The organism is Cupriavidus necator N-1, from assembly GCF_000219215.1.
In the GTDB taxonomy this organism is placed as follows: domain Bacteria; phylum Pseudomonadota; class Gammaproteobacteria; order Burkholderiales; family Burkholderiaceae; genus Cupriavidus; species Cupriavidus necator.
Window position 1 is genome coordinate 1,941,033 of record NC_015726.1, and the last position, 22,638, is coordinate 1,963,670.

General features: G+C 67.1%; 19 protein-coding genes. 10 read left to right on the plus strand and 9 right to left on the minus strand.

Going from position 1 to position 22,638, the window contains the following annotated elements; translation table 11 throughout:
• Positions 1 to 13 precede the first annotated feature (13 nt).
• The gene (locus tag CNE_RS09150) at positions 14 to 922 is read left to right on the plus strand and encodes a LysR family transcriptional regulator (RefSeq protein WP_013956847.1); all 909 of its coding nucleotides are present in this window, start codon (positions 14 to 16) and stop codon (positions 920 to 922) included.
• Between the two features lie 16 nt (positions 923 to 938).
• Here the strand turns inward: CNE_RS09150 and CNE_RS09155 are convergent, their stop codons facing one another.
• Positions 939 to 2,162: an HD-GYP domain-containing protein gene (locus tag CNE_RS09155; RefSeq protein WP_013956848.1), complete on the minus strand. Its 1,224-nt coding sequence runs from the start codon at positions 2,160 to 2,162 to the stop codon at positions 939 to 941.
• Between the two features lie 224 nt (positions 2,163 to 2,386).
• Here CNE_RS09155 and CNE_RS09160 point away from each other — a divergent pair, with 224 nt between their 5' ends.
• Both CNE_RS09160 and CNE_RS09165 read left to right on the plus strand, forming a co-directional pair.
• The gene (locus CNE_RS09160) at positions 2,387 to 2,680 is read left to right on the plus strand and encodes a putative quinol monooxygenase (RefSeq protein ID WP_013956850.1); all 294 of its coding nucleotides are present in this window, start codon (positions 2,387 to 2,389) and stop codon (positions 2,678 to 2,680) included.
• Positions 2,681 to 2,795: 115 nt separating this feature from the next.
• Positions 2,796 to 3,797, plus strand: a complete 1,002-nt coding sequence (locus CNE_RS09165; protein WP_013956851.1) for a cysteine synthase A — start codon at positions 2,796 to 2,798, stop codon at positions 3,795 to 3,797.
• Positions 3,798 to 3,810: 13 nt separating this feature from the next.
• On the opposite strand, the gene prpR is transcribed toward CNE_RS09165, so the two are convergent.
• A complete protein-coding gene (gene prpR, locus CNE_RS09170) occupies positions 3,811 to 5,775 on the minus strand; it encodes a propionate catabolism operon regulatory protein PrpR (RefSeq protein WP_080569541.1) in 1,965 nt (654 codons plus the stop codon).
• A 281-nt stretch (positions 5,776 to 6,056) separates the two neighbouring features.
• Between prpR and prpB the strand changes: the two genes are divergently transcribed.
• The 6 genes from prpB (at position 6,057) to CNE_RS09200 (ending at position 15,029) form a co-directional block, all read left to right on the plus strand.
• Positions 6,057 to 6,965: a methylisocitrate lyase gene (prpB, locus tag CNE_RS09175; protein WP_013956854.1), complete on the plus strand. Its 909-nt coding sequence runs from the start codon at positions 6,057 to 6,059 to the stop codon at positions 6,963 to 6,965.
• An 87-nt stretch (positions 6,966 to 7,052) separates the two neighbouring features.
• Positions 7,053 to 8,210: a bifunctional 2-methylcitrate synthase/citrate synthase gene (gene prpC / locus CNE_RS09180; RefSeq protein WP_013956855.1), complete on the plus strand. Its 1,158-nt coding sequence runs from the start codon at positions 7,053 to 7,055 to the stop codon at positions 8,208 to 8,210.
• Between the two features lie 122 nt (positions 8,211 to 8,332).
• Positions 8,333 to 10,945, plus strand: coding sequence for a Fe/S-dependent 2-methylisocitrate dehydratase AcnD (gene acnD, locus CNE_RS09185; RefSeq protein ID WP_013956856.1), 2,613 nt, complete (start codon positions 8,333 to 8,335; stop codon positions 10,943 to 10,945).
• 60 nt (positions 10,946 to 11,005) lie between these two features.
• Positions 11,006 to 12,196, plus strand: a complete 1,191-nt coding sequence (gene prpF, locus CNE_RS09190) for a 2-methylaconitate cis-trans isomerase PrpF (RefSeq protein ID WP_013956857.1) — start codon at positions 11,006 to 11,008, stop codon at positions 12,194 to 12,196.
• Between the two features lie 26 nt (positions 12,197 to 12,222).
• A complete protein-coding gene (locus CNE_RS09195; protein ID WP_013956858.1) occupies positions 12,223 to 13,677 on the plus strand; it encodes a bifunctional 2-methylcitrate dehydratase/aconitate hydratase in 1,455 nt (484 codons plus the stop codon).
• A 227-nt stretch (positions 13,678 to 13,904) separates the two neighbouring features.
• A complete protein-coding gene (locus CNE_RS09200; RefSeq protein WP_013956859.1) occupies positions 13,905 to 15,029 on the plus strand; it encodes an asparaginase in 1,125 nt (374 codons plus the stop codon).
• A 28-nt stretch (positions 15,030 to 15,057) separates the two neighbouring features.
• On the opposite strand, the gene CNE_RS09205 is transcribed toward CNE_RS09200, so the two are convergent.
• The 3 genes from CNE_RS09205 to CNE_RS09215 form a co-directional block, all read right to left on the minus strand.
• A complete protein-coding gene (locus CNE_RS09205; protein WP_404997187.1) occupies positions 15,058 to 15,570 on the minus strand; it encodes a helix-turn-helix transcriptional regulator in 513 nt (170 codons plus the stop codon).
• Complete coding sequence (locus CNE_RS09210) at positions 15,563 to 15,841, minus strand: cation diffusion facilitator family transporter (protein ID WP_013956861.1); 279 nt, start codon at positions 15,839 to 15,841, stop codon at positions 15,563 to 15,565. Before CNE_RS09210 ends, CNE_RS09205 begins: the two co-directional genes overlap by 8 nt.
• A gap of 226 nt (positions 15,842 to 16,067) precedes the next feature.
• The gene (locus CNE_RS09215; RefSeq protein WP_013956862.1) at positions 16,068 to 16,538 is read right to left on the minus strand and encodes a PaaI family thioesterase; all 471 of its coding nucleotides are present in this window, start codon (positions 16,536 to 16,538) and stop codon (positions 16,068 to 16,070) included.
• Positions 16,539 to 16,749: 211 nt separating this feature from the next.
• On the opposite strand from CNE_RS09215, the gene CNE_RS09220 reads away from it, so the two are divergent.
• Positions 16,750 to 17,001 carry a DUF1289 domain-containing protein gene (locus tag CNE_RS09220; RefSeq protein ID WP_013956863.1) on the plus strand — a complete coding sequence of 84 codons (252 nt, stop codon included), beginning with the start codon at positions 16,750 to 16,752 and terminating at the stop codon, positions 16,999 to 17,001.
• Between the two features lie 11 nt (positions 17,002 to 17,012).
• Here the strand turns inward: CNE_RS09220 and CNE_RS09225 are convergent, their stop codons facing one another.
• The 4 genes from CNE_RS09225 to CNE_RS09240 all read right to left on the minus strand — a co-directional run bounded on the left by CNE_RS09225 (position 17,013) and on the right by CNE_RS09240 (position 22,575).
• Positions 17,013 to 17,732, minus strand: a complete 720-nt coding sequence (locus CNE_RS09225; RefSeq protein WP_013956864.1) for an MOSC domain-containing protein — start codon at positions 17,730 to 17,732, stop codon at positions 17,013 to 17,015.
• On the minus strand, positions 17,729 to 18,436 hold the full coding sequence (locus CNE_RS09230) for a glutamine amidotransferase (RefSeq protein ID WP_013956865.1): 708 nt from the start codon (positions 18,434 to 18,436) through the stop codon (positions 17,729 to 17,731). The genes CNE_RS09225 and CNE_RS09230 overlap by 4 nt, the downstream gene beginning before the upstream one ends.
• A gap of 121 nt (positions 18,437 to 18,557) precedes the next feature.
• A complete protein-coding gene (locus CNE_RS09235; RefSeq protein ID WP_013956866.1) occupies positions 18,558 to 21,020 on the minus strand; it encodes a penicillin acylase family protein in 2,463 nt (820 codons plus the stop codon).
• Positions 21,021 to 21,141: 121 nt separating this feature from the next.
• Positions 21,142 to 22,575, minus strand: coding sequence for an aldehyde dehydrogenase family protein (locus CNE_RS09240; RefSeq protein ID WP_013956867.1), 1,434 nt, complete (start codon positions 22,573 to 22,575; stop codon positions 21,142 to 21,144).
• Positions 22,576 to 22,638 lie beyond the last annotated feature (63 nt).

Genomic DNA, 22,638 nt, shown 5'->3' on the forward strand with positions numbered 1-22,638 from the left:
GGGCTATGCAAACATGCAGGAAGCAGACTGGGACGACCTGAAGTATTTCCTTGCCGTGGGCCAGTCCGGCTCGCTCGCAGGCGCCGCGCGCGCCCTGCACGTCAACCATTCCACAGTCCTGCGCCGGCTGGCGCGGCTGGAAGAGACCCTGGGCACCCTGCTGTTCGAACGCCATGCCACCGGCTACGCCATGACCGCCGCAGGCGAGGCCCTGGCGCACCGGCTGGCCGGCGTCGGCGAGCAGATCGATGCTGCCCAGCGCCAGCTGTCCGGCCTCGACAGCCAGCTGAGCGGGCCATTGCGCGTGACCACGACCGACACGCTGCTGGGTGGACTGCTGATGCCCTTGTTTGCAGAATTCCGGTCGATGCACCCGCGCATCCAGCTGCAGATCGTCATCAACAACAGCTTCCTGAGCCTGAGCCGGCGCGAGGCCGATGTGGCGATCCGGCCGGCGAATGCGCCGCCGGAGTACCTGGTGGGCCGCCGTATCGGGCGGCTGCAGACGGCGCCGTATGCGGCACGGCGCTACCTGCAGCAACTCGGCCTGCCAACGGAAGCCGACCATCCGCGGCTGGCGGACTGGTCGGCCTATGACTGGGTCGTGCCGGACGATGCGCTATCCCACCTTGCCCAGGCGCGCTGGATACGCGATAACGTGCCGGAACCCCGCCGCGCCGTCAGTGCCGACAGCCTGGTGGCCATGGCGGATGCCGTACGGCACGGCATGGGCGCCGGCATGCTGCTGTGCCTGCTGGCCGGGGCTGACCCAGACCTGGTGCGGCTGGCGCCAGTCGATGAAGCCATGGATACCGATTTGTGGGTGCTGACGCATCCGGATCTCAGGCACAGCGCGCGCGTGCGGGTGTTGGGCGATTTCCTGTATGAGCGGCTGAGACAAGGGGAATGGGTGGCGGGCTGAAGACTTGCCCCCCGGTTCAGGCCGCCGCCGCATACATCTCCATCAGCTGCTCATCCGCATACCCCCAGTCAGCGGCATTCTCGAACGCCACCACCGTCTCGTCGCTGTGGCGCAGGTCGATCAGTTCGGTGGGGACGGGCCTGGACTGCGATACGGAATAGAACGCCATCACCTTCGGCCGCAGCGGATCGGCCTCGTTCTGCGCGCAGACCACCGCCAGCCGGTTCGAACGCAGCCGCAGCACGGTGCCGAGCGGATAGATGCCGACGGTGCGGGTGAAGGCCTTGAACACGCGCCGGTCGAACAGCGTGTCGACACGCACGGCCATGTATTCCATGGCGCGGGCCGGCGACCACGGCCGGTGGCCCGGGCGGCTGGAAGTGAGCGAATCATAGGCATCGCAGATCGCGCCGATCTTGGCGTGCACGCTCAGTTCGTTCCCCGCCAGGCCGTAGGGGAAGCCGCGCCCGTCCACGCGTTCGTGATGGTGGACGCAGACATCGAGCGGGATGTTCGAATAGAGCCGGGCCTCGTTCAGGATGCGGTAGCCAGCCGACGGATGCCGGCGGTAGATCTCCTCTTCCTCGGGCGTGCGTTCGCTGGCCTTGTGGACCGGGGCCGCGGGCAGCGTCAGCTTGCCGATGTCGTGGACCAGGCCGGCCAGGCCGAGTTCGCGCACCTCGTCGTCGGGCAGGCCCAGCGTGCGGCCGACGGCGATCATCAGCGCGCAGACGGCGAAGGCGTGCAGGTAGTTGTCGTCGCCACGCGCCTTGAGCCGCGCCAGCGCCAGCAACGCCTGCCCATGGCGCGACAGCGAGCGCGAGGCGGAATCGACCAGCAGCAGCGCGCCGCTGACCTCCAGCGCCCGGCCCATGCGGATGTCGGCGAACATCGAGCCGATCACGGCCTTGCCGGATTGCAGCAGCTCGCGCGCGCGGACGATCTCGGCATCAAGCGTGGCGGCGGGTGGCGGCACGGTGGCCGGGTCCATGGGGTCGGGTGTCGACTCCGGGGCCGGGACGGGTCCGGGTATTTCCGGCGTGTCCGGCGCCGGTACGTTGCGGCCCTTCAGGATATCGATCCAGACCTCCTGCACCCCTGCCGACTGTATCTGCCGGACCTGGTCCTCAGTGGCGACCAGGAACTTTGCGCGCCAGAACGGATGGTTGATCCACGGGCCGCCAAGCCTGGCGACAAACATCCCGACCTGCAGTTGTTCCGACCGTATGCGTCTCAACATGCGTTACCCCCTCGGATGATGGTTTTCTTGTTGTCGATCCGTTTATCGGCGGCCGCCGGCAGGACTTTAGCCCCCATTGCGGGGAGGAACCGTGCCGCCGCCCTTGTCAAGCGCCGCCCGAATGCCCGGACGGCGTCCTCGGGCATTGCCGGGGGGCGGTACCACCGGCGCTACAATGGCCTGCCCAGTGCTCACAGACGCCAGCCAGTCGCCCCCGTTCACCCATGTCCGGAACGTACACGCTAGTCGGCATCGCCCGTGCCAAGACCCACCGCCGCGAGGCGCTGGTATCCCAGCTCACCAAGCTGCGCTCGCGCGGGCTGACCGAGCCCGGCTGCCTGGACTACCACGTCGGGCAAGACGCCGAGGATGCGCGGGTCTTTGTGATCTACATGGTCTGGGACTCCAAGCGCGCGCTCGAATCGCACCTGAACCGGCCCTATATGCGCGATTTCCACGCCTCGCGCGCGGATTTCGTCGAAGGCGATTTCAGTTTCCGCTGGCTCAACGCCGCCTGATCCGCCTGGCCACGGGCAATCCCGGTCACTTCTGGCCGTCCCCCTGCTTGTCATTCCCGCCGCCCCGATCTATCACTCAATGTGACGCCCGGAGCGGGCACGGCAGGAGTGCACCATGGAAGTCAGGGATGGATTTGCCGGCACCATCGGCCACACCCCGCTGATCCGGCTGGCCGGCCTGAGCGCCGAAACCGGCTGCGATATCTACGGCAAGGCGGAATTCCTCAATCCAGGCGGCTCGGTCAAGGACCGCGCGGCACTCTACATCATCCGTGATGCCGAACGGCGCGGGCTGCTGACGCCCGGCGGCACGGTCATCGAAGGCACCGCCGGCAATACCGGCATCGGCCTGGCCCACCTGTGCGCGGCGCGTGGCTACCGCTGCATCGTCGTGATACCTGACACGCAGTCGCCCGAGAAAATGGAGCGGCTGCGCATGCTCGGCGCCGAGGTCCGCGCGGTGCCCGCCAAGCCTTACGCCGATCCGGACAACTACCAGAAGATTGCCGGCCGGCTGGCCGACCAGACCGACAACGCGATCTGGGCCAACCAGTTCGACAACCTGGCCAACCGCCAGGCCCACTACGAGACCACCGGGCCCGAGATCTGGCACGCCACCGGCGGGCACATCGATGCCTTCACCTGCTCCACCGGCACCGGCGGCTCGCTGGCCGGCATCGCGCGCTGCCTGAAAGAGCACAAGCCCGGCGTGCGCATCGTGCTGGCCGACCCGCACGGCAGCGGCCTGTACCACTTCGTCAAGCACCGCGAGGTCAAGGTCGAAGGCAGCTCGATCACCGAAGGCATCGGCTCCAGCCGGGTGACCGCCAACCTGCAGGACACGCCCATCGACGACGCGGTGCGCATCGACGACCAGACCTGCGTGGACATGGTCTACCGCCTGCTGCGCGAGGAGGGCTTGTTCGTGGGCGGGTCGTCGGGAATCAACGTCGGCGCCGCGGTGGCGCTGGCGCGCGAGATGGGGCCGGGCCATACCATCGTCACGCTGCTATGTGACCGCGGCGACCTGTACATGGCACGGCTGTTCAATGAAGCCTGGCTGGAGGGCAAGGGGCTGCAGCCGATTCCGTTCCGGCGTGCCGGCCCCGCCGGGTAAATGCCTGCGCGGCTCACGCCGCCTTGAGCCGCCGCCACAGCGTGGTCGGGCTGATGCCAAGGATATGGCAGGCCGCGGCGCGGTCGCCGCCGCACTCGGCCAGCACGCGCCGGATATGCTCGACTTCGCTGGACTGCTTCACGCCAGCCAGGGAACGGCGCGGGCGTGTTGCCGGCGCGGCGTGCTCAGCGTCGGCCTCGGCCGGCGCCAGCATGCCATCGCCAAACAGCTCCGGCACGGCTGCCTGCAGCTCGCGCTGCAGCGCGTCGCTGTCCAGCCGGCGCCCGGCCACCAGCACGGCGATCCGTTCGGTCACGTTTTCCAGCTCGCGGATATTGCCCGGCCAGCGGTAGCGCGCCAGCCGCGCGCGGGCCGCGGCGGGCAGGCGCTGCGGCCGGTCCATGCCCAGGCGCTCCTGGGCGCGCCGGTACAGCAGCTCGGCCAACTCCTGCAGGTCTTCGGAGCGGTCGCGCAGCGGCGGCATCTCGATGCGCAGGATATTGAGGCGGTAGTACAGGTCCTGCCGGAATGAGCCATCGCGCACCATCGCGGCCAGGTCACGGTGAGTGGCGCCGATCACGCGCACGTTGACCGGTACGGCGTCGAGGCCGCCGATCGGCAGCACCTGCTTTTCCTGCAGCACGCGCAGCAGGCGCGTCTGCAGCGCGGACGGCATGTCGCCCACCTCGTCGAGGAACAGCGTGCCGTTGTGGGCCGACTCGAACAGGCCGGCCTTGCCGCCACGGCGCGCACCGGTGAAGGCGCCCTCTTCATAGCCGAACAGCTCGCTCTCCAGCAGCGCCTCGGGGAAGGCCGCGCAATTGACCGCCACGAACGGGAAGGCGCGGCGCGGGCTGGCGTCGTGCATGCCCTGCGCCAGCACCTCCTTGCCGGTGCCGCTCTCGCCGCCGATCAGCACGGTGGAATCCACCGCCGCGTAGCGCCGCGCCAGTTCGCGCAGCTCGGTCATGGCCGCGGAGGTGCCGGCCAGGTCGTCCAGGCTGTAGCGCACCCCGGCCGGCCGCGTGCGGGCGCGCGAGCGCAGGTTGCGGTCCACGCGCTGGATCGCGCTGGCGTCCTGGATGGTCAGCACGGCGCCGGTGGTGCCGGCTTCGCCGATGATGGGGATGCGGTTGACCACCACCATCTTGTCGCCGAGCTTGTGGATCGCCTCCAGTTCCTTGTCACCGCTCTGCATCACGCCTTCGAGCGCCAGGTTTGGCGCCAGCGTCTGCAGCTTGCGCCCGACCGCGGCGGCGACGGAAGTGCCGAGAAAGCGCTCCATCGCCGGGTTGAACGACTGGATGCGCCCTTCGGCATCCACCGCCGCCACGCCCTCGTTCAGGTGCGCCAGGATGGTGTTGACGTAGTCGCGCCGGGTGGCCTCGATGCGGCGCAGGCGCGCGGCCTCGATCGCGTCTTCCAGCGCCATGCGCACCGAGTTGCCGGAGTACAGGAACACGCCGGTCAGGCCATAGCGGTCGGCCAGGTCGGTCACCAGGCCGGGGCCGACCACGACCTGGATGCCCTCCTGCTTGAGCGCCTTTACGCGTGCGACGGCATCGTCCTCGGTCAGGTAGGTATAGGCCGGGACCAACAGCGAGAACGCGCGCACGAATTCATCCACCTCGGCATACGTCGACGCGTGCGTGACCAGCGCCACCCGCGGCGAGATGCGCCGCGCGGTGGCCAACGCGCTCATCACGTCAAAGCCCGTGACCTTGACCAGCACCACCGGCACATCCACGTGCTGGCGCAGGTAGGCGCCGTTGGAGCCGCCCGCCACCACCACGTCGAGCCGGCCCTCGCGCGCCTCGCGCGCCACGGCGCTGGCGGCGGCCTCGAAACCCTTGCCGACGATGCGGAATTCGGCCCGGTCGGCGTAGGCCGGAATCAGGTCGGCGAAGGCGCGTGCCAGTCGGCTGATGCCGATGGCCCAGATGCGCGGACGGGCTTGCGTGGAAACGGGAGAAGCCATGGTGCAATGCGGAAAGAATGCGTGGTGAAACCCGGGACGAACAGGCGTACAGTGCTGGCACATTGTCCGCCACGCAGCCCGCGATTTCAACTTTGAATTCCAAACTTGTGATTTTGAAATTCAATTGTGCTGAAAGGATGACATGAAATCGGCGGCGAGGCCAGCCGCCCTGCCCGCCAGCCCAGCGCTGACAAAGGCTGGCGGATTTCCCGCGGGCCCGCCCAAGGGCTTGGCACACCCCTTGCAGTATTAGGCCCGTCCTGTTCACCAACGCATACGCCATGACCTACTCCGCTTCCGACCTCGCGCGCTCCGCTGGCGCCCGCTTCCGCCAGGCGCTTGCCGACGAGCATCCGCTGCAGGTAGTCGGCACCATCAATGCCAACCACGCCCTGCTGGCCAAGCGCGCCGGCTACCGGGCCATCTACCTGTCGGGCGGCGGCGTTGCGGCCGGCTCGCTGGGCCTGCCGGACCTGGGCATCTCGAACCTGGACGACGTGCTGACCGATATCCGCCGCATCACCGACGTGTGCGACACGCCGCTGCTGGTGGACGTCGACACCGGCTTCGGCGCCTCGGCCTTCAACGTGGCCCGCACCACCAAGTCGCTGATCAAGTTTGGCGCGGCGGCCATGCATATCGAAGACCAGGTCGGCGCCAAGCGCTGCGGCCACCGCCCCAACAAGGAAATCGTCACGCAGGGTGAAATGGTCGACCGCATCAGGGCCGCCGTCGACGCCCGCACCGACGAGAATTTCGTCATCATGGCCCGCACCGACGCGCTCGCCGTCGAAGGCCTGGACAAGGCCATCGAGCGCGCCGTCGCGTGCGTGGAAGCCGGCGCCGACGCCATCTTCCCGGAAGCCATGACCGACCTGGCCATGTACCGCAAGTTTGTCGATGCGGTGAAGGTGCCGGTGCTGGCCAATATCACCGAATTCGGCGCCACTCCGCTGTTCACCACCGAGGAACTCGGCGGCGCCGGCGTGTCGATGGTGCTGTACCCGCTGTCGGCCTTCCGCGCCATGAACAAGGCGGCGGAGAACGTCTACGCGGCCATCCGCCGCGACGGCACGCAGAAGAACGTGGTCGATACCATGCAGACCCGCGCCGAGCTCTACGAGAGCATCGGCTACCATGACTTCGAGCAGAAGCTGGACGCGCTCTTCGCACAAGGCAAGGGCAAGTAAGTAAGACTCACGCGCGGCCGGGCTTTGTCCCGGCCGCTTGCACGACAACAGACAGGCAATACCAGGCATCACACAAAGGAGACCCAGATGTCCGAAGCGCAACCGCTCGTCACTCCCAAGCCCAAGAAATCCGTCGCCCTGTCGGGCGTGACCGCCGGCAATACCGCGCTGTGCACCGTCGGCCGCACCGGCAACGACCTGCACTACCGCGGCTACGACATCCTCGACATCGCCGAGACCTGCGAGTTCGAGGAGATCGCCCACCTGCTGGTGCACGGCAAGCTGCCGACCAAATCCGAACTGGCCGCCTACAAGGCCAAGCTCAAGAGCCTGCGCGGCCTGCCCGCCAATGTGAAGGCCGCGCTCGAATGGGTGCCCGCCAGCGCCCACCCGATGGACGTGATGCGCACCGGCGTGTCGGTGCTGGGCACCGTGCTGCCGGAGAAGGAAGACCACAACACCCCGGGCGCGCGCGACATCGCCGACCGCCTGATGGCCAGCCTGGGCTCGATGCTGCTGTACTGGTATCACTACAGCCACAATGGCCGCCGTATCGAGGTGGAAACCGACGATGACTCCATCGGCGGCCATTTCCTGCACCTGCTGCACGGCGAGAAGCCGTCGGCACTGTGGGAGCGCGCCATGAACACCTCGCTGAACCTGTACGCCGAGCACGAGTTCAACGCCTCGACCTTCGCCGCCCGCGTGATCGCCGGCACCGGTTCGGACATGTATTCGTCGATCAGCGGCGCCATCGGCGCGCTGCGCGGCCCCAAGCACGGCGGCGCCAACGAGGTCGCGTTCGAGATCCAGAAGCGCTACGACAACCCGGATGAGGCCCAGGCCGACATCACCCGCCGCGTCGAGAACAAGGAAGTCGTGATCGGCTTCGGCCACCCGGTGTACACCATCAGCGACCCGCGCAACCAGGTGATCAAGGACGTGGCGAAGAGGCTGTCGAAGGACGCCGGCTCGATGAAGATGTTCGACATCGCCGAGCGCCTGGAAACGGTGATGGGAGACATCAAGAAGATGTTCCCGAACCTGGACTGGTTCAGCGCGGTGAGCTACCACATGATGGGCGTGCCGACGGCGATGTTCACGCCGCTGTTTGTGATCGCGCGCACCTCGGGCTGGGCCGCGCACATCATCGAGCAGCGTATCGACAACAAGATCATCCGCCCGAGTGCCAACTACACCGGCCCGGAGAACCTGAAGTTCGTGCCGCTGAAGGATCGCAAGTAAGACCGGCTGCCGGTTTGCTCCGCGTCGGGTTGCATTGATCCGGGCCTGCGGGCAAGGGGGTAGTTGGTCGCTGACATGGGACCACTACCCCTTTTTCATACCTATATTGATTTCCCTACACCATGAATTCTGCAAACCGCAAACCGCTACCGGGCACCAAGCTGGATTACTTTGACGCGCGCGCCGCGGTCGAGGCAATCCAGCCGGGTGCCTACGACAAGCTGCCGTACACGTCGCGCGTGCTGGCAGAAAACCTGGTGCGCCGCTGCGATCCCGCCACGCTGACGGATTCGCTGAAGCAGCTGATCGGGCGCAAGCGCGACCTCGATTTCCCGTGGTTCCCGGCGCGCGTGGTGTGCCATGACATCCTGGGCCAGACCGCGCTGGTGGACCTAGCCGGCCTGCGCGACGCCATTGCCGACCAGGGCGGCGACCCCGCCAAGGTCAACCCGGTGGTGCCGGTGCAACTGATCGTCGATCACTCGCTGGCGGTGGAGTGCGGCGGCTTCGATCCCGATGCCTTCGCCAAGAACCGCGCCATCGAAGACCGCCGCAACGAAGACCGCTTCCATTTCATCGACTGGACCAAGCAGGCGTTCAAGAACGTCGATGTGATCCCGCCGGGCAACGGCATCATGCACCAGATCAACCTGGAGAAGATGTCGCCGGTGATCCACGCTGATAGTGGCGTGGCCTACCCCGATACCTGCGTCGGCACCGACAGCCACACCCCGCACGTGGATGCGCTGGGCGTGATCGCCATCGGCGTGGGCGGCCTGGAAGCCGAGAACGTGATGCTCGGCCGCGCCTCGTGGATGCGCCTGCCCGATATCGTCGGCGTGGAGCTGACCGGCAAGCGCCAGCCCGGCATTACCGCCACCGACATCGTGCTGGCCCTGACTGAATTCCTGCGCAAGGAAAAAGTTGTCGGCGCCTATCTGGAGTTCCGTGGCGAAGGCGCCTCCAGCCTGACGCTCGGCGACCGTGCGACTATTTCCAACATGGCCCCGGAATATGGCGCCACTGCCGCGATGTTCTTCATCGACGAGCAGACCATTGACTACCTGCGCCTGACCGGCCGCACCGACGAGCAGCTCAAGCTGGTCGAAACGTACGCCAAGACTGCCGGCCTGTGGGCGGATTCGCTGAAGAACGCCGAGTACGAGCGCGTGCTGAAGTTCGACCTGTCGAGCGTGGTGCGCAATATGGCCGGCCCGTCCAACCCGCACAAGCGCCTGCCGACCTCCGCGCTGGCCGAGCGCGGCATCGCCGTCGGCCTGGACAAGGCCCGCGCGCAGGAAGCCGAAGGCCTGATGCCGGACGGCGCCGTGATCATCGCCGCCATCACCAGCTGCACCAACACCAGCAACCCGCGTAATGTGATTGCCGCCGCGCTGCTGGCGCGCAACGCCAATGCGCGCGGACTGGCGCGCAAGCCGTGGGTCAAGTCGTCGCTGGCGCCCGGCTCCAAGGCGGTCGAACTGTACCTGGAAGAAGCGAACCTGCTGCCGGACCTGGAGAAGCTCGGCTTCGGCATCGTCGCCTTTGCCTGCACCACGTGCAACGGCATGTCGGGCGCCTTGGATCCCAAGATCCAGCAGGAAATCATCGACCGCGACCTGTACGCCACGGCAGTGCTGTCCGGCAACCGCAATTTCGACGGCCGCATCCACCCGTACGCCAAGCAGGCCTTCCTTGCCTCGCCGCCGCTGGTGGTGGCCTATGCCATCGCTGGCACCATCCGCTTCGATATCGAAAAGGACGTGCTGGGCACGGACCAGGATGGCAAGCCGGTGTACCTGAAGGACATCTGGCCGAGCGACGAAGAGATCGACGCGATCGTGGCAAAGAGCGTCAAGCCCGAGCAGTTCCGCAAGGTCTACGAGCCGATGTTCGCCATCACCGCGGCCAGCGGCGAGTCCGTCAGCCCGCTGTACGACTGGCGTCCGCAGAGCACCTATATCCGCCGCCCGCCCTACTGGGAAGGTGCGCTGGCCGGCGAGCGTACGCTCAAGGCGCTGCGTCCGCTGGCGGTGCTGGGCGACAACATCACCACTGATCACCTGTCGCCGTCCAACGCGATCATGCTCAACAGCGCCGCGGGTGAATACCTGGCCAAGATGGGCCTGCCGGAAGAGGACTTCAACTCGTACGCGACCCACCGCGGCGACCACCTGACCGCGCAGCGCGCCACCTTTGCCAACCCCACCCTGATCAACGAGATGGCCGTAGTCGATGGCCAGGTCAAGAAGGGTTCGCTGGCGCGCATCGAGCCCGAAGGCAAGGTCGTGCGCATGTGGGAGGCCATCGAGACCTACATGGACCGTAAGCAGCCGCTGATCATCATCGCCGGCGCGGACTATGGCCAGGGCTCGTCGCGCGACTGGGCCGCCAAGGGCGTGCGCCTGGCCGGCGTGGAAGTCATCGTCGCCGAGGGCTTCGAGCGCATCCACCGCACCAACCTGATCGGCATGGGCGTGCTGCCGCTGGAGTTCAAGCCGGGCGTGAACCGCCTGACGCTGGGCCTGGACGGCACCGAGACCTATGACGTGATCGGCGAGCGCCAGCCGCGTGCCACGTTGACGCTGGTGGTGAACCGCAAGAACGGCGAGCGCGTCGAGGTGCCGGTGACCTGTCGCCTCGACAGCGACGAGGAAGTGTCGATCTACGAAGCCGGCGGCGTGCTGCAGCGCTTCGCGCAGGACTTCCTTGAGTCGTCGCGGGCAACTGCATAAGCTGTGACAAAGGCCCGGGCGGCACGCATGCCGCCCGGGCCAACCAGGACAAAGATTTCCATGGCTCACGTACCCCAGATCAAGATTCCCGCCACCTATATCCGTGGCGGCACCAGCAAAGGCGTGTTCTTCCGCCTGCAGGATTTGCCGGAAACGGCACAAGTGCCCGGCCCGGCGCGCGACGCGCTGCTGATGCGCGTGATCGGCAGTCCCGACCCCTATGGCAAGCAGATCGACGGCATGGGCGCGGCCACGTCCAGCACCAGCAAGACGGTGATCGTGTCCAAGAGCAGCCGGCCCGACCACGATGTCGACTACCTGTTCGGCCAGGTCTCGATCGACCAGCCCTTTGTCGACTGGAGCGGCAACTGCGGCAACCTGTCGGCAGCGGTCGGTCCCTTTGCCATCAGCGCCGGCCTGGTCGATGCCAGCCGCATCCCGCGCAACGGCGTGGCCGTGGTGCGCATCTGGCAGGCCAATATCGGCAAGACCATCATCGGCCATGTGCCCGTCACCAACGGCGAAGTGCAGGAAACCGGCGATTTCGAGCTGGATGGCGTGACCTTCCCGGCCGCTGAAGTGCAGCTTGAGTTCATGGACCCGGCCGCCGAGGAAGAAGGCGCCGGAGGCGCGATGTTCCCCACCGGCAACGTGGTCGACGACCTCGAAGTGCCGGGCGTGGGCACGCTCAAGGCCACCATGATCAACGCCGGCATCCCGACCATCTTCGTCAACGCCGAGAGCATCGGCTACACAGGCACCGAGCTGCAGGACGCCATCAACAGCGACACCAAGGCGCTGGCGATGTTCGAGACCATCCGTGCCTATGGCGCGCTGCGCATGGGCCTGATCAAGAACGTGGACGAGGCCGCCAAGCGCCAGCACACGCCCAAGGTGGCCTTTGTCGCCAAGCCGGTCGACTACGTCGCCTCCAGCGGCAAGAAGGTGGCCGCGGCCGATGTGGACCTGCTGGTGCGCGCGCTGTCGATGGGCAAGCTGCACCACGCCATGATGGGCACGGCAGCGGTGGCGATCGGCACCGCCGCGGCCATCCCCGGCACGCTGGTCAACCTGGCCGCCGGCGGCGGCGAGCGCAACGCGGTGCGTTTCGGGCATCCGTCCGGCACGCTGCGCGTGGGCGCCGAGGCGCAGCAGGTCGATGGCGAATGGGCGGTCAAAAAGGCCATCATGAGCCGCAGCGCGCGCGTGCTGATGGAAGGCTGGGTGCGCGTTCCCGGCGACGCGTTCTGAGCTGAGCCGCACCCGCGAGGCCGTTCATGTCCACCGACACACCGTCCGCGCAACGCCCCGATCCGGACCAGGTGCTGGTCGACATCGTCGACTATGTCACCCGGTACGAGATCAAAAGCGGCCTCGCCTACGACACCGCCCGCAACTGCCTGATCGACACGCTCGGTTGCGGGCTCGAAGCCCTCTCCTACCCGGCCTGCACCAAGCTGCTGGGTCCCATCGTTCCGGGCACGATCGTGCCCAACGGCGCGCGCGTGCCGGGCACCCAGTTCCAGCTCGATCCGGTCCAGGCCGCGTTCAGTATCGGGACGATGATCCGCTGGCTGGACTTCAACGACACCTGGCTCGCGGCCGAATGGGGTCATCCGTCGGACAATCTCGGCGGCATCCTGGCCACCGCTGACTGGATCTCGCGCAACCACATCGCCGCCGGGCGCAAGCCGCTGACGATGAAGACGGTGCTGGCGGCGATGATCAAGGCGCACGAAATCCAGGGCTGCATCGCGCTGGAGAATTCGTTCAACCAGGTCGGGCTGGATCACGTGGTGCTGGTCAAGGTGGCTTCCACCGCCGTGGTCGCGCAGATGCTCGGCCTCACGCGCGACGAGATCCTCAATGCCGTGTCGCTGGCCTGGGTCGACGGCCAGAGCCTGCGCACCTACCGCCACGCCCCCAACACCGGCAGCCGCAAGAGCTGGGCCGCCGGCGACGCCACCAGCCGCGCAGTGCGGCTGGCGCTGATCGCCCGCACCGGCGAGATGGGCTATCCGTCGGCGTTGACGGCAAAGACCTGGGGCTTCTACGACGTGCTGTTCAAGGGGCAGCCGTTCCGCTTCCAGCGGCCGTACGGGTCGTATGTGATGGAGAACATCCTGTTCAAGATCTCGTACCCGGCTGAATTCCACGCGCAGTCCGCGGTGGAGGCAGCGATGCAGCTGCACGGTGCGCTGGCGCTCGCGGGGCGCAGCGCGGCGGATATCGCCGCCATCACCATCCGCACCCACGAGGCCTGCCTGCGCATCATCGACAAGCAGGGTCCGCTCAGCAATCCGGCGGATCGCGACCACTGCATCCAGTACATGGTGGCCGTGCCGCTGCTGTTCGGCCGCCTGACCGCCGCCGACTACGAAGACAAGGTTGCAGCCGACCCGCGCATCGACGCGCTGCGCGGCAAGATCACCTGCGTGGAAGACCCCGCACTGACGCGCGACTACCACGACCCCGGCAAGCGCTCGATCGCCAACGCGCTGACCGTGACGCTGGCAGACGGCACCGTGCTGGACGAGGTGCTGGTCGAATACCCGCTCGGCCACAAGCGCCGCCGCGCCGAGGGCGTCCCGCTGCTGGTGGAAAAATTCCGCACCAACCTCGCCCGCCGCTTCCCGCCGAAACAGCAGCAGGCCATCCTGGCCGCGTCGCTGGACCAGGCGCGGCTGGAGGCCATCCCGGTCAATGAGTACCTCGATATGTATGCAATTTGAGTTATCGCCCAGGCATTTTCATGCCGAATCGGCATAACCCTTGCAGCGCCCCTCCCGCGCCAAATTCTCCTCACGTATAGTCACTGCCGCTGCCTGAACGGGCCCTGCACCACAGGCCCCGCTGCCGGCAGCCACCGACTGAACACGGACGGCACCATTCCACCCATAAGGTATGTCGTGCCGATTCCAGTACGGGCCACACGTTCGTATAAATACCGAGGAGAAACATGAAACACTTCGCCCGCGTCACCACGCTGGCCGCCGCCCTGCTGTCGGCGAGCCTGATCACCGGCACTGCCCACGCGCAGCTCGCACCCGCCGCACAACCAGGCGTCGCACCCGCCACGGCCCAGGCCGAAGCCCGCAAGGCCAATATCGTCATCATCGGCACCGGCGGCACCATTGCCGGCGCCGGCGCATCGGCGACCAACACCGCGGCCTACCAGTCCGCCGTGGTGCCGGTCGACAAGATCATCGCCTCGGTGCCCGAGATCTCCAAGGTGGCCAACGTCAAGGGTGAGCAGATTTTCCAGATCGGTTCGGAGAGCTTCAATAACGAACGCCTGCTGAAGCTGGCCAAGCGCGTATCGGAACTGCTCAAGCAGCCGGACGTGGACGGCATCGTCATTACGCACGGCACCGATACCATCGAGGAAACCGCTTACTTCCTGAACCTGACGCTCAAGAGCGACAAGCCGGTGGTGGTGGTGGGCTCGATGCGCCCGGGCACCGCGCTGGGCGCCGATGGCGCGCTCAACCTGTACGACGCCGTGCTGGTCGCGTCCAACCCTGCCTCCAAGGGCAAGGGCACGCTGGCCGTGCTGAACGACGAGATCCACACCGGCCGCGACGTCACCAAGAGCAACACCTTCAAGACCGAGACCTTCCGCTCGCCGTTCGGCCCGCTGGGCTACGTGGTCGAAGGCCGCACGCTGTTCTATCGCCTGCCGGCGCGTCCGCACACGCAGCAGACGCAGTGGGACATCGACAAGATCGACAAGCTGCCTGAAGTGGCAGTGCTGTACGCCTACGGCAACGCCAATCCGGCCGCGGTCGACGCCGCGGTGAAGAGCGGTGCCAAGGCCATCATCTATGCCGCCACCGGCAACGGCAGCGTCGGCGACTACATGGTCGAGTCGCTCAAGGCCGCGCGCGCCAAGGGCGTGCAGATCGTGCGCGCCTCGCGCACCGGCAGCGGCGTGGTGGTGCGCAATGCCGAGCAGCCGGACGACAAGTACGACTGGATCGTCACCGACGACCAGCTGCCGCAGAAGGCACGCATCCTGATGGCGCTGGCGCTGACGCAGACTAACGACTCCAAGGCACTGCAGCAGGTCTTCTGGAAGTACTGATGGGGTCGTGGAGCAAGCGGTATCGCCGCTAGACGCTCCTGCCCTCTCCCCCCGCCCCTCTCCCGCACGCGGGAGAGGGAAGCAAACCGGCGGCTGCATCGGCTGGCACCAGTTTCCCGGCCTCCTCCCCTGCGTTTTCCCCTTCTTCCCGTTCCAGCCATTGCCTTGGCGATTGGCCCATCCGTGCCGTAAACGCGCGCGACAGCGCCGACGCATTGGCATAGCCCAGCTCCAGCGCCACGGATTTAACCGGGCGGCCCAGCCGCAGTTGCGCCTGCGCCAGCGTCAGGCGCCAGTCGGTCAGGTAGTCGGCCGGCGGCTGCCCCACAATGCGCCGGAAGCTCGCGGCAAAGGCGCTGCGCGACATGCCTGCGCGCGCCGCCATGCGCGGCAGGTCCCACGGCTCGCCCGGCGCCTCGTGCAGCGCCACCAGCGCACGTGCCAGGCGCGGGTCGGACAGCCCGGCTGACTGGACCGCGGGGTCGTCCAGCACGATCTGGCGCATCGCCACCGCCATCGCCTTGTCGATTCCCTCACCCACCAGCAGGCAGGATCAGCAGCGTGGCCACGCCCGCCAGCAGCAGCCCGATCAGCAGTGATGGCGCCCCATCCAACACCGGCATCTTGAGCCGATGGCTCACATACACCCCCAGTGCGGCGATCACCAGGCCGGCCAGCGCCGTGGCGTCCTCGGCCAGCACGGTCACCGTGGTCGGATCCTTACTATTGCGCACTGCCCGCCAGAACGGCACATCACGCTTTTCCTGCAGGAACGCGCGCAGCGCAATGCTGAAGCTGATGCTTTCGAACACCAGCGCAAAGCCCAGCGCGATGTAGTTCCAGTACGGCTCATAAGCCGAGATGCCGCCGCCGTTTCAGGCCCATGCTGCATCGCTTTCCTCCAGGAAGCTGCCCCTTTGCATTGGAAGCAGTTCGCGCCAGCGTACTGGCGCGCTTGGGTGTGAAGGTGAAAATACGGCGGTTAATTGCGTTTTATGGACTGGAAAAAAACGGACCTCCGATGCATCCACTCCGGAATCAGAACATGGCGCTGCTCATCAATGCCTTGGCCACCAGAACGCCCTCGTCCGGGGCTTGCGCATAGACCGACACGTCCGTGACCACCTGCCGGCGCCCACGCCGCACCACCATCGCCACCGCGCGCAGCGCCGCTCCCTGTGCCGGGGCCAGGTACTGGATAGACAGCGAACTGGTCGCCCCGCCCTTCACGTCGTCGGCACTGGCGCCAGAAGCTGCCGCCGCGGCGCCGGCGATATCGATCAGCGTGGCAATGACGCCGCCATGGACGATGCTGCCGTGGGTCACGTTGGTCGGCAGGAACGGCATTTCCAGCTCGACATGATCGGGCGCCAGGCTGGCCAGCCGCACGCCGAGGGCGCGCGCCACCGGGGAGCCTATCAGGACGTTGTCGATCATGGCGCGCATGCGGGGGGCAACGGAGGCTTGGCGATCACATTGGCGAGGGAAGCTGGCAAGGGCTTGGGACATGGCTGGGCTCCTGGTTCAGGGTGGAGCGTAGCGAGTGAGAGGAACTCGCTCAATTACGTAAGACGTAGTTGTCCGTCCATGCATGCCAGCCGTTGGCAGCTCTCACCACATAGACGACGGGACATTGCGGGCGCAGTAGCGACCCCAGAGAGCCGCCCCCTTCCGACCCCGTATAATATCCCCCCGTTTCACCCCAATCCCTCCCGCCATCATGCCGTCGCCCTCAGAATCCGCCCCGCTCCGCTCTGAACCGGATCACGGCACCACGGATTCCACGCTGTCCGAGCGCCCGGACAGCCCCTGCATCGGCATCTGCTCGACGCTGTTCGACGATATCTGCCAGGGCTGCGGCCGCACCGCGGCCGAGGTCAGCAACTGGGTGTTCTTCAGCGAAGAGGAAAAGCAGGTGGTCTGGGAGCGCATTACGCGCGAAGGCACCGGGAAGCGATTCCGCCAGGGCTGAGGCTGCGGCGCTCAGCCGCCCGCCAGCCGCCGCTCCATATCTTCGATTTCGCGCCGTTCCACGCGCTGCCGCGCAAGCTTGCGCCAGTTCTCGGCCAGCGGTGCCAGCTCTGACATTTCCGCGAGCGCGGCATAGTCCAGCCGGTCGACATACAGCACCTGCAGCAGGCGCTGCAGCGACCATCGCGGACAGGGGCGCCCCACCAGTTCCAGCGTATCGCCCGCTGCCACGTCGCCAGTCTCCAGTACACGGTAGTACCAGCCGGTGCGCAGGCTTTGCTGCACGGCGCGCGACATGCCTGCATAGCCGAATCGATGATTGAGCTTCCAGCACGGCTGGCGTGCCTGCGATACCTCCACCAGCGCCGTGCCCAGACGGAAGCAGTCGCCGATGCAGACGGCGCCCTCGGTCAGCCCGGTGGTGCTAAGGTTTTCGCCGAAGGCGCCCGGGACATCGAGCACACCGTTGCCTTGCGCACCCTGCGCAGCCAGTTCCTCGCGCCACGCCGGGTAATGATCGAAGGCGTAGTGGTGCAGTGCCTTTTCCGGGCCACCGTGATGGCGCGGATCGCCCTGCCCATCGCCTTCAAGTCCAAGCGCAGTCACGCGAATCCGATCGAATGCCGCGGTCTTGGCGATGCCGCTGGGCACGCCCTTGGGCCCGAACGGGCGCACCTGTCCCATCAGCACAGCGCCGATCACCGCGCGCACGGGCGATGCCGGCTGGCTCATAGCCCGGCTTCCTCCAGCCAGCGCGCGAACATGCGCTCGCCCGCGGCCGCCACGGTGGCGCCGACTTCGGCAGTACGCGCGCGGATGGTGCGCGGATCGACGCCGGCCTTGGCCAGCTCGACGGTATGGCCGATCAGCCAGGCCTCGATATCGCGCGGCATGACCTCGGGGTGGAATTGCAGCGCCAGCACCTGGTTGCCGATGGCATAGGCCTGGTTCTGTACCGCGGCGGTGGACGCCAGCAGTTGCGCGCCGGGAGGCAGCTCGAAGGTATCGCCATGCCAGTGCAGCACCTCCCAGTGGGCGCTGGCCAGTTCGGCCAGCGCGGAATCCTGTCCCGCCGGCGTGGGCAAAATCGGCGCCCAGCCGATCTCGCGCGTGCCCGCGTAGACCCGCGCGCCGGCAGCACGCGCGATCAGCTGCGCGCCCAGGCAAACCCCGATCATCTTGCCGCCAGCCGCCAGGCGTTGGCGGATCAGGGCGATCTCGGCCTCCAGCCAGGGATAGGCATCGGTTTCATAGACACCGATGGGGCCGCCGAGGATCAGCAGCAGGTCGGCCGGATTATCCGCGATGGGTGCCAGGTCATCGACACCGGCCTGAAACACCTGCAACGTGTGCCCGCGCGCGCGCAAGGCATTGCCGATCACGCCCGCATGTTCGAATGCGACGTGCTGGATCACATGAGTGGTACGCGTTGCCATCCGGGACTCCTGCCGGTCGAAAGGGGTCCCCATGGTAGCGTCAATTGCTGCGCCCCGCGAAGACCATGGCAGGATCTCGCCTATTTGCGAGCATTCTCAGCACGGCATGTCATGCCCTGCGCTATTTTTTCGCAGCCGGCACCAGGATCAGCGTATCCGGCGCAGCCTGCTGCGGCAGCGATGGCACGGGCGGGATGGTCACGTACTCGACCGCCGCCCATTTTCCGGTCCAGTCGCGGTAGCGCGGCAACAGCGCGTTGCCTGACTGCCCGGTGGAGTCCATGAACCGCGACGCCTCCAGGTTCGCCAGGTCATAGAGCGCACGCACGCTGGCCGCGTGGGTGTTCTCGAACGGCGCCTTGTCGTCGCGCAGGTTATGCCGGCCGACATTGACCGTATAGGTATCGCCGCCGGTCGGCACGCGCAGGTTGAACAGCGGCGACAGGTGCGCGATCTTGCCGAAGGGCTTGTGCTCGGAGCGGGCCGTGTGCGCCTCGCCCCAGCGCCAGCGGGCGGCGTCGTCGCCGTAGCGGCGCGACAGGTCCGCCATGGCCTGGGTCCAGGCGTCTGCGATGGCGTCGTCGCAGGTCTCGGCCGGGCGCGTATGCTGTCGGTCGCACCAGAACGCGCCCAGTGTGCGCGGATCGCGCAGGATGTTGAGCATGGGCTGCTGGACGTTACGCTGCTCCCACAGGCGGACAAAAATCGCCTCGCCCGCTTTCTCCTCGAACAGCCGCCGCGACAGCTCGCGCAGCCAAGCGGTGACCACCAGCGGCTCGGCGCGCGCCGGGTCCATGGTGCCGTCCCACTTGCGCAGCGCTTCCAGCAAGGCGCGTTCGCGCTCGGGCCGCGCTGCGTCCCGGCCGACGGGCGCGGCCAGCAGCAGCGGCAAGGCATCGCGCACGGCCAGCGAGACTACGTCTTTCTGGATCGCCGCAAAGCTGTCGAAGCTGTGCCTGGGCGTGGCCGCCAGCAGCGACTGGATCCGGTCAAAGCGATACGGCACGGTCCATTCGCTGGTGATGAAGTACGGGTAGTCCGGCGCAACGATGCGCTGGTTGGCCGTCACGATCACGCCGTCGGCCGGGTTGTAGCGGTGCGGCAGTGCCTCGAACGGAATAAAGCCGGTCCAGTCGTAGCGCGCATCCCAGCCGGGCGCCGGAGCCAGCCCCTTGAGGTCGTTGTCGGCACGGCGCAGCGGCACGCGTCCGGGCGCATAGAAGCCGATGTTGCCGTCGACATCGGCATAGACAATGTTCTGCTGCGGCGAATGGAAGTCGCGCAGCGCCGCGGTGAAGCCGGCCCAGTCGCGCGCTTCGTTCATGCGTAGTCCGGCCTGGAAGGTGCGGTCGTCCGGGCGCAGCGCGGTCCACTGGAAGGCCACCACATACTGTGCGCCCAGCGGTCCTGCGGCAGCCGAAAGCGGCTCGGCCACATCGGAAATCACCGGGCCGTGGCGCGTGGCGCGGACCTTCAGCACCACGTCCGGGGCGCCCTTGACGCGGATGGTCTCGGTGCGGGTCTCGAATGCAGCCCAGCCGTCCGGGGTCTGGTACTGCGTGTCGTTGCCGGGGCGCAGCCGTTCGATATACAGGTCCTGCACGTCGGGCGCGGTATTGGTCAGCCCCCAGGCGATGCGGTCGTTGTGGCCCAGCACCACCAGCGGCATGCCGGGCAGCGTGGCGCCGGTCACGTCCAGGCCGGGCGCCGTCATCCTGGCGAAGTACCACAGCGCGGGCGCCTGCAGCCCCAGGTGCGGGTCATTGGCCAGCATCGGCTTGCCCGATTGCGTATGCGCGCCCGACACCACCCAGTTGTTCGAGCCCATGCCCTCGACATAACCCGGCGGCGCCTTGTCGCCGACGCTGGCCATGGCATTCGCCAGCGGTGCCAGTTGCTTGTAAAGGTGGCCGTAATCCATGGTGCGCACCGGCTGCTCGCCCGGATACGGCGCCAGCAACTCGCTGATGCGGGCCACCGGCAGCACTTGCGCCAGCCGCATGCGCAGGGTTTCCTGGGTCCAGTTGCCGCCCAGGTCCCAGGCCATCATGGTCTGCCAGCCCAGCGTATCGGCCGGCTCCCAGCGCTCGGGCTGCGCGCGCAGCAGCAGGAATTCAGGCGGCAGCGGGCCCTTGCGATGGTCGATCCAGGCATTGACGCCGTCGGCATAGGCCTGCAACGCGGCACGGGTCTCGGGCGAGGCCTGCGCCAGGATGGCCTCGGCATTGCGCCGCACGCCCAGCGTTCGCAGGAACTTGTCGGTATCGAGCGCGGACGGCCCCAGGATCTCCGCGAGCCGGCCTGCCACGACGCGCTTGTTCATCTGCATCTGCCACAGCCGGTCCTGGGCATGGACGTAGCCCAGCGCAAACCAGGCGTCCGCCTTGCTGGCGGCGCGGATATGCGGCACGCCATGGCCGTCGCGCACGACCGCGACCTGGCCGCGCAAACCCGCCAGCGCTTCCTGGCCGGAAGCCGGCGGCTGGGCCGCATGGCGATACCAGACCAGGGCCCCGACGGCGCCGGCCACCGCCAGCACCAGCAGCCCCACCACAAACCTGGCCAGCCGACCAAACCAGCGCATCGTTGCTCCCCCAATGACTTTTGTCGTTATGTTTTGCGTGTTTTCCGCGCATTATCCGCACGAAAAAATGCCCGGACCAGCCGGGCATTTCCCATATTGCATCAACGCGCTCAGCGCCGCATCAGGCTGCCGGCTTCTTCAGCTGCAGCGACTTGTACTCCAGGAATTCCTCCAGGCCGTACTTGCCCGCTTCGCGCCCGTTGCCGGACTGCTTGTAGCCGCCGAACGGCGCCTGCATATTGAACGGACCGCCGTTGATATCGACCTGGCCGGTGCGGATACGGCGCGCCACGCGGATCGCGCGTGCCTCGTCACCGGACCAGACCCCGCCGCCCAGGCCATAGATGCTGTCATTGGCGATGCGCACCGCGTCTTCCTCGGTGTCATAGCAGATGATCGACAGCACCGGCCCGAAGATCTCTTCCTGCGCCACGGTGGCACGCGGCTCCACGTTGCCGAGCACGGTCGGCTTGACGTAGAAGCCCTTGTCCAGCCCTTCCGGGGTGTCCGGACCGCCAGCCACCAGTTCGGCACCCTCGTCCAGGCCCCGGCGGATATAGCCGGTCACACGGTCCTTCTGCACCGCGGAAATCAGCGGTCCCAGCTTGCTGGTTTCCTGCAGCGGATCGCCCACGGTAAAGCCCGCGACCACCTTCTGCGCGATCGCCTTCACTTCATCGTAACGGGCCCGCGGCACCAGCATGCGGGTATGCGCCGAACAGGTCTGGCCGGAATTCAGGAAGCAGGCATTGATGGTGCCCTTCACCGCCGACGGCAGGTCGGCGTCGTCCAGGATCACCGAAGCGGACTTGCCGCCCAGCTCCAGCGCCACGCGCTTGACGGTCTGCGAGCCCAGTTCCGAGACGCGCTTGCCGGCGCGGGTCGAACCCGTGAACGACACCATGTCGACTTCCGGATGGCTGGCCAGCACCTCGCCCACCACCGGGCCATAGCCGGTCACCAGGTTGAACACGCCCGGCGGCAGGCCGGCGGCCTCGATCACCTCGGCCAGCACGAAGGCATTGAGCGGCGCCACCTCGGAGGGCTTGAGCACCACGGTGCAGCCGGCGGCCAGGGCCGGCGCCACTTTCAGCGTGATCTGGTTGAGCGGGTAGTTCCACGGAGTAATGGCACCCACCACGCCCACGGGCTCGCGCACCACCAGGGAGTTGCCGACCTCTTCCTCGAAGCGGAAACCGTCCAGCAGCTTGGCGGCCTGGCCCCAGTTGTAGACCGGGCCGCCCACCTGGATCGCGCGCGCCAGCTTGATCGGCATGCCGACTTCGCCGGCAATCAGCTGGGCCAGCTCTTCGCTGCGCGCCTTTAGGCCTTCGGCGATCTTGGCGATATAGCCGGCACGCACCGCCGGCGGCGTGGCCGACCAGCCGTCGAAGGCCGCGCGGGCCGCCTGGATGGCATCCTCGGCGTCGCGCGCCGAGCCTTCGGGGATGGTGCCCATCACCGCCTCGGTGGCGGAGTGGATGACGTCGATCTTGCCGTTGCCGTGGGGAGCGACCCACTTGCCGTTAATAAAGAGTTTGTCTCGTTGTTGCATGGCCACAGTTCTCGGTTTGGTGAATTGGCGATTGCAATTTTTTGTTACTTTTATGGTGCACGC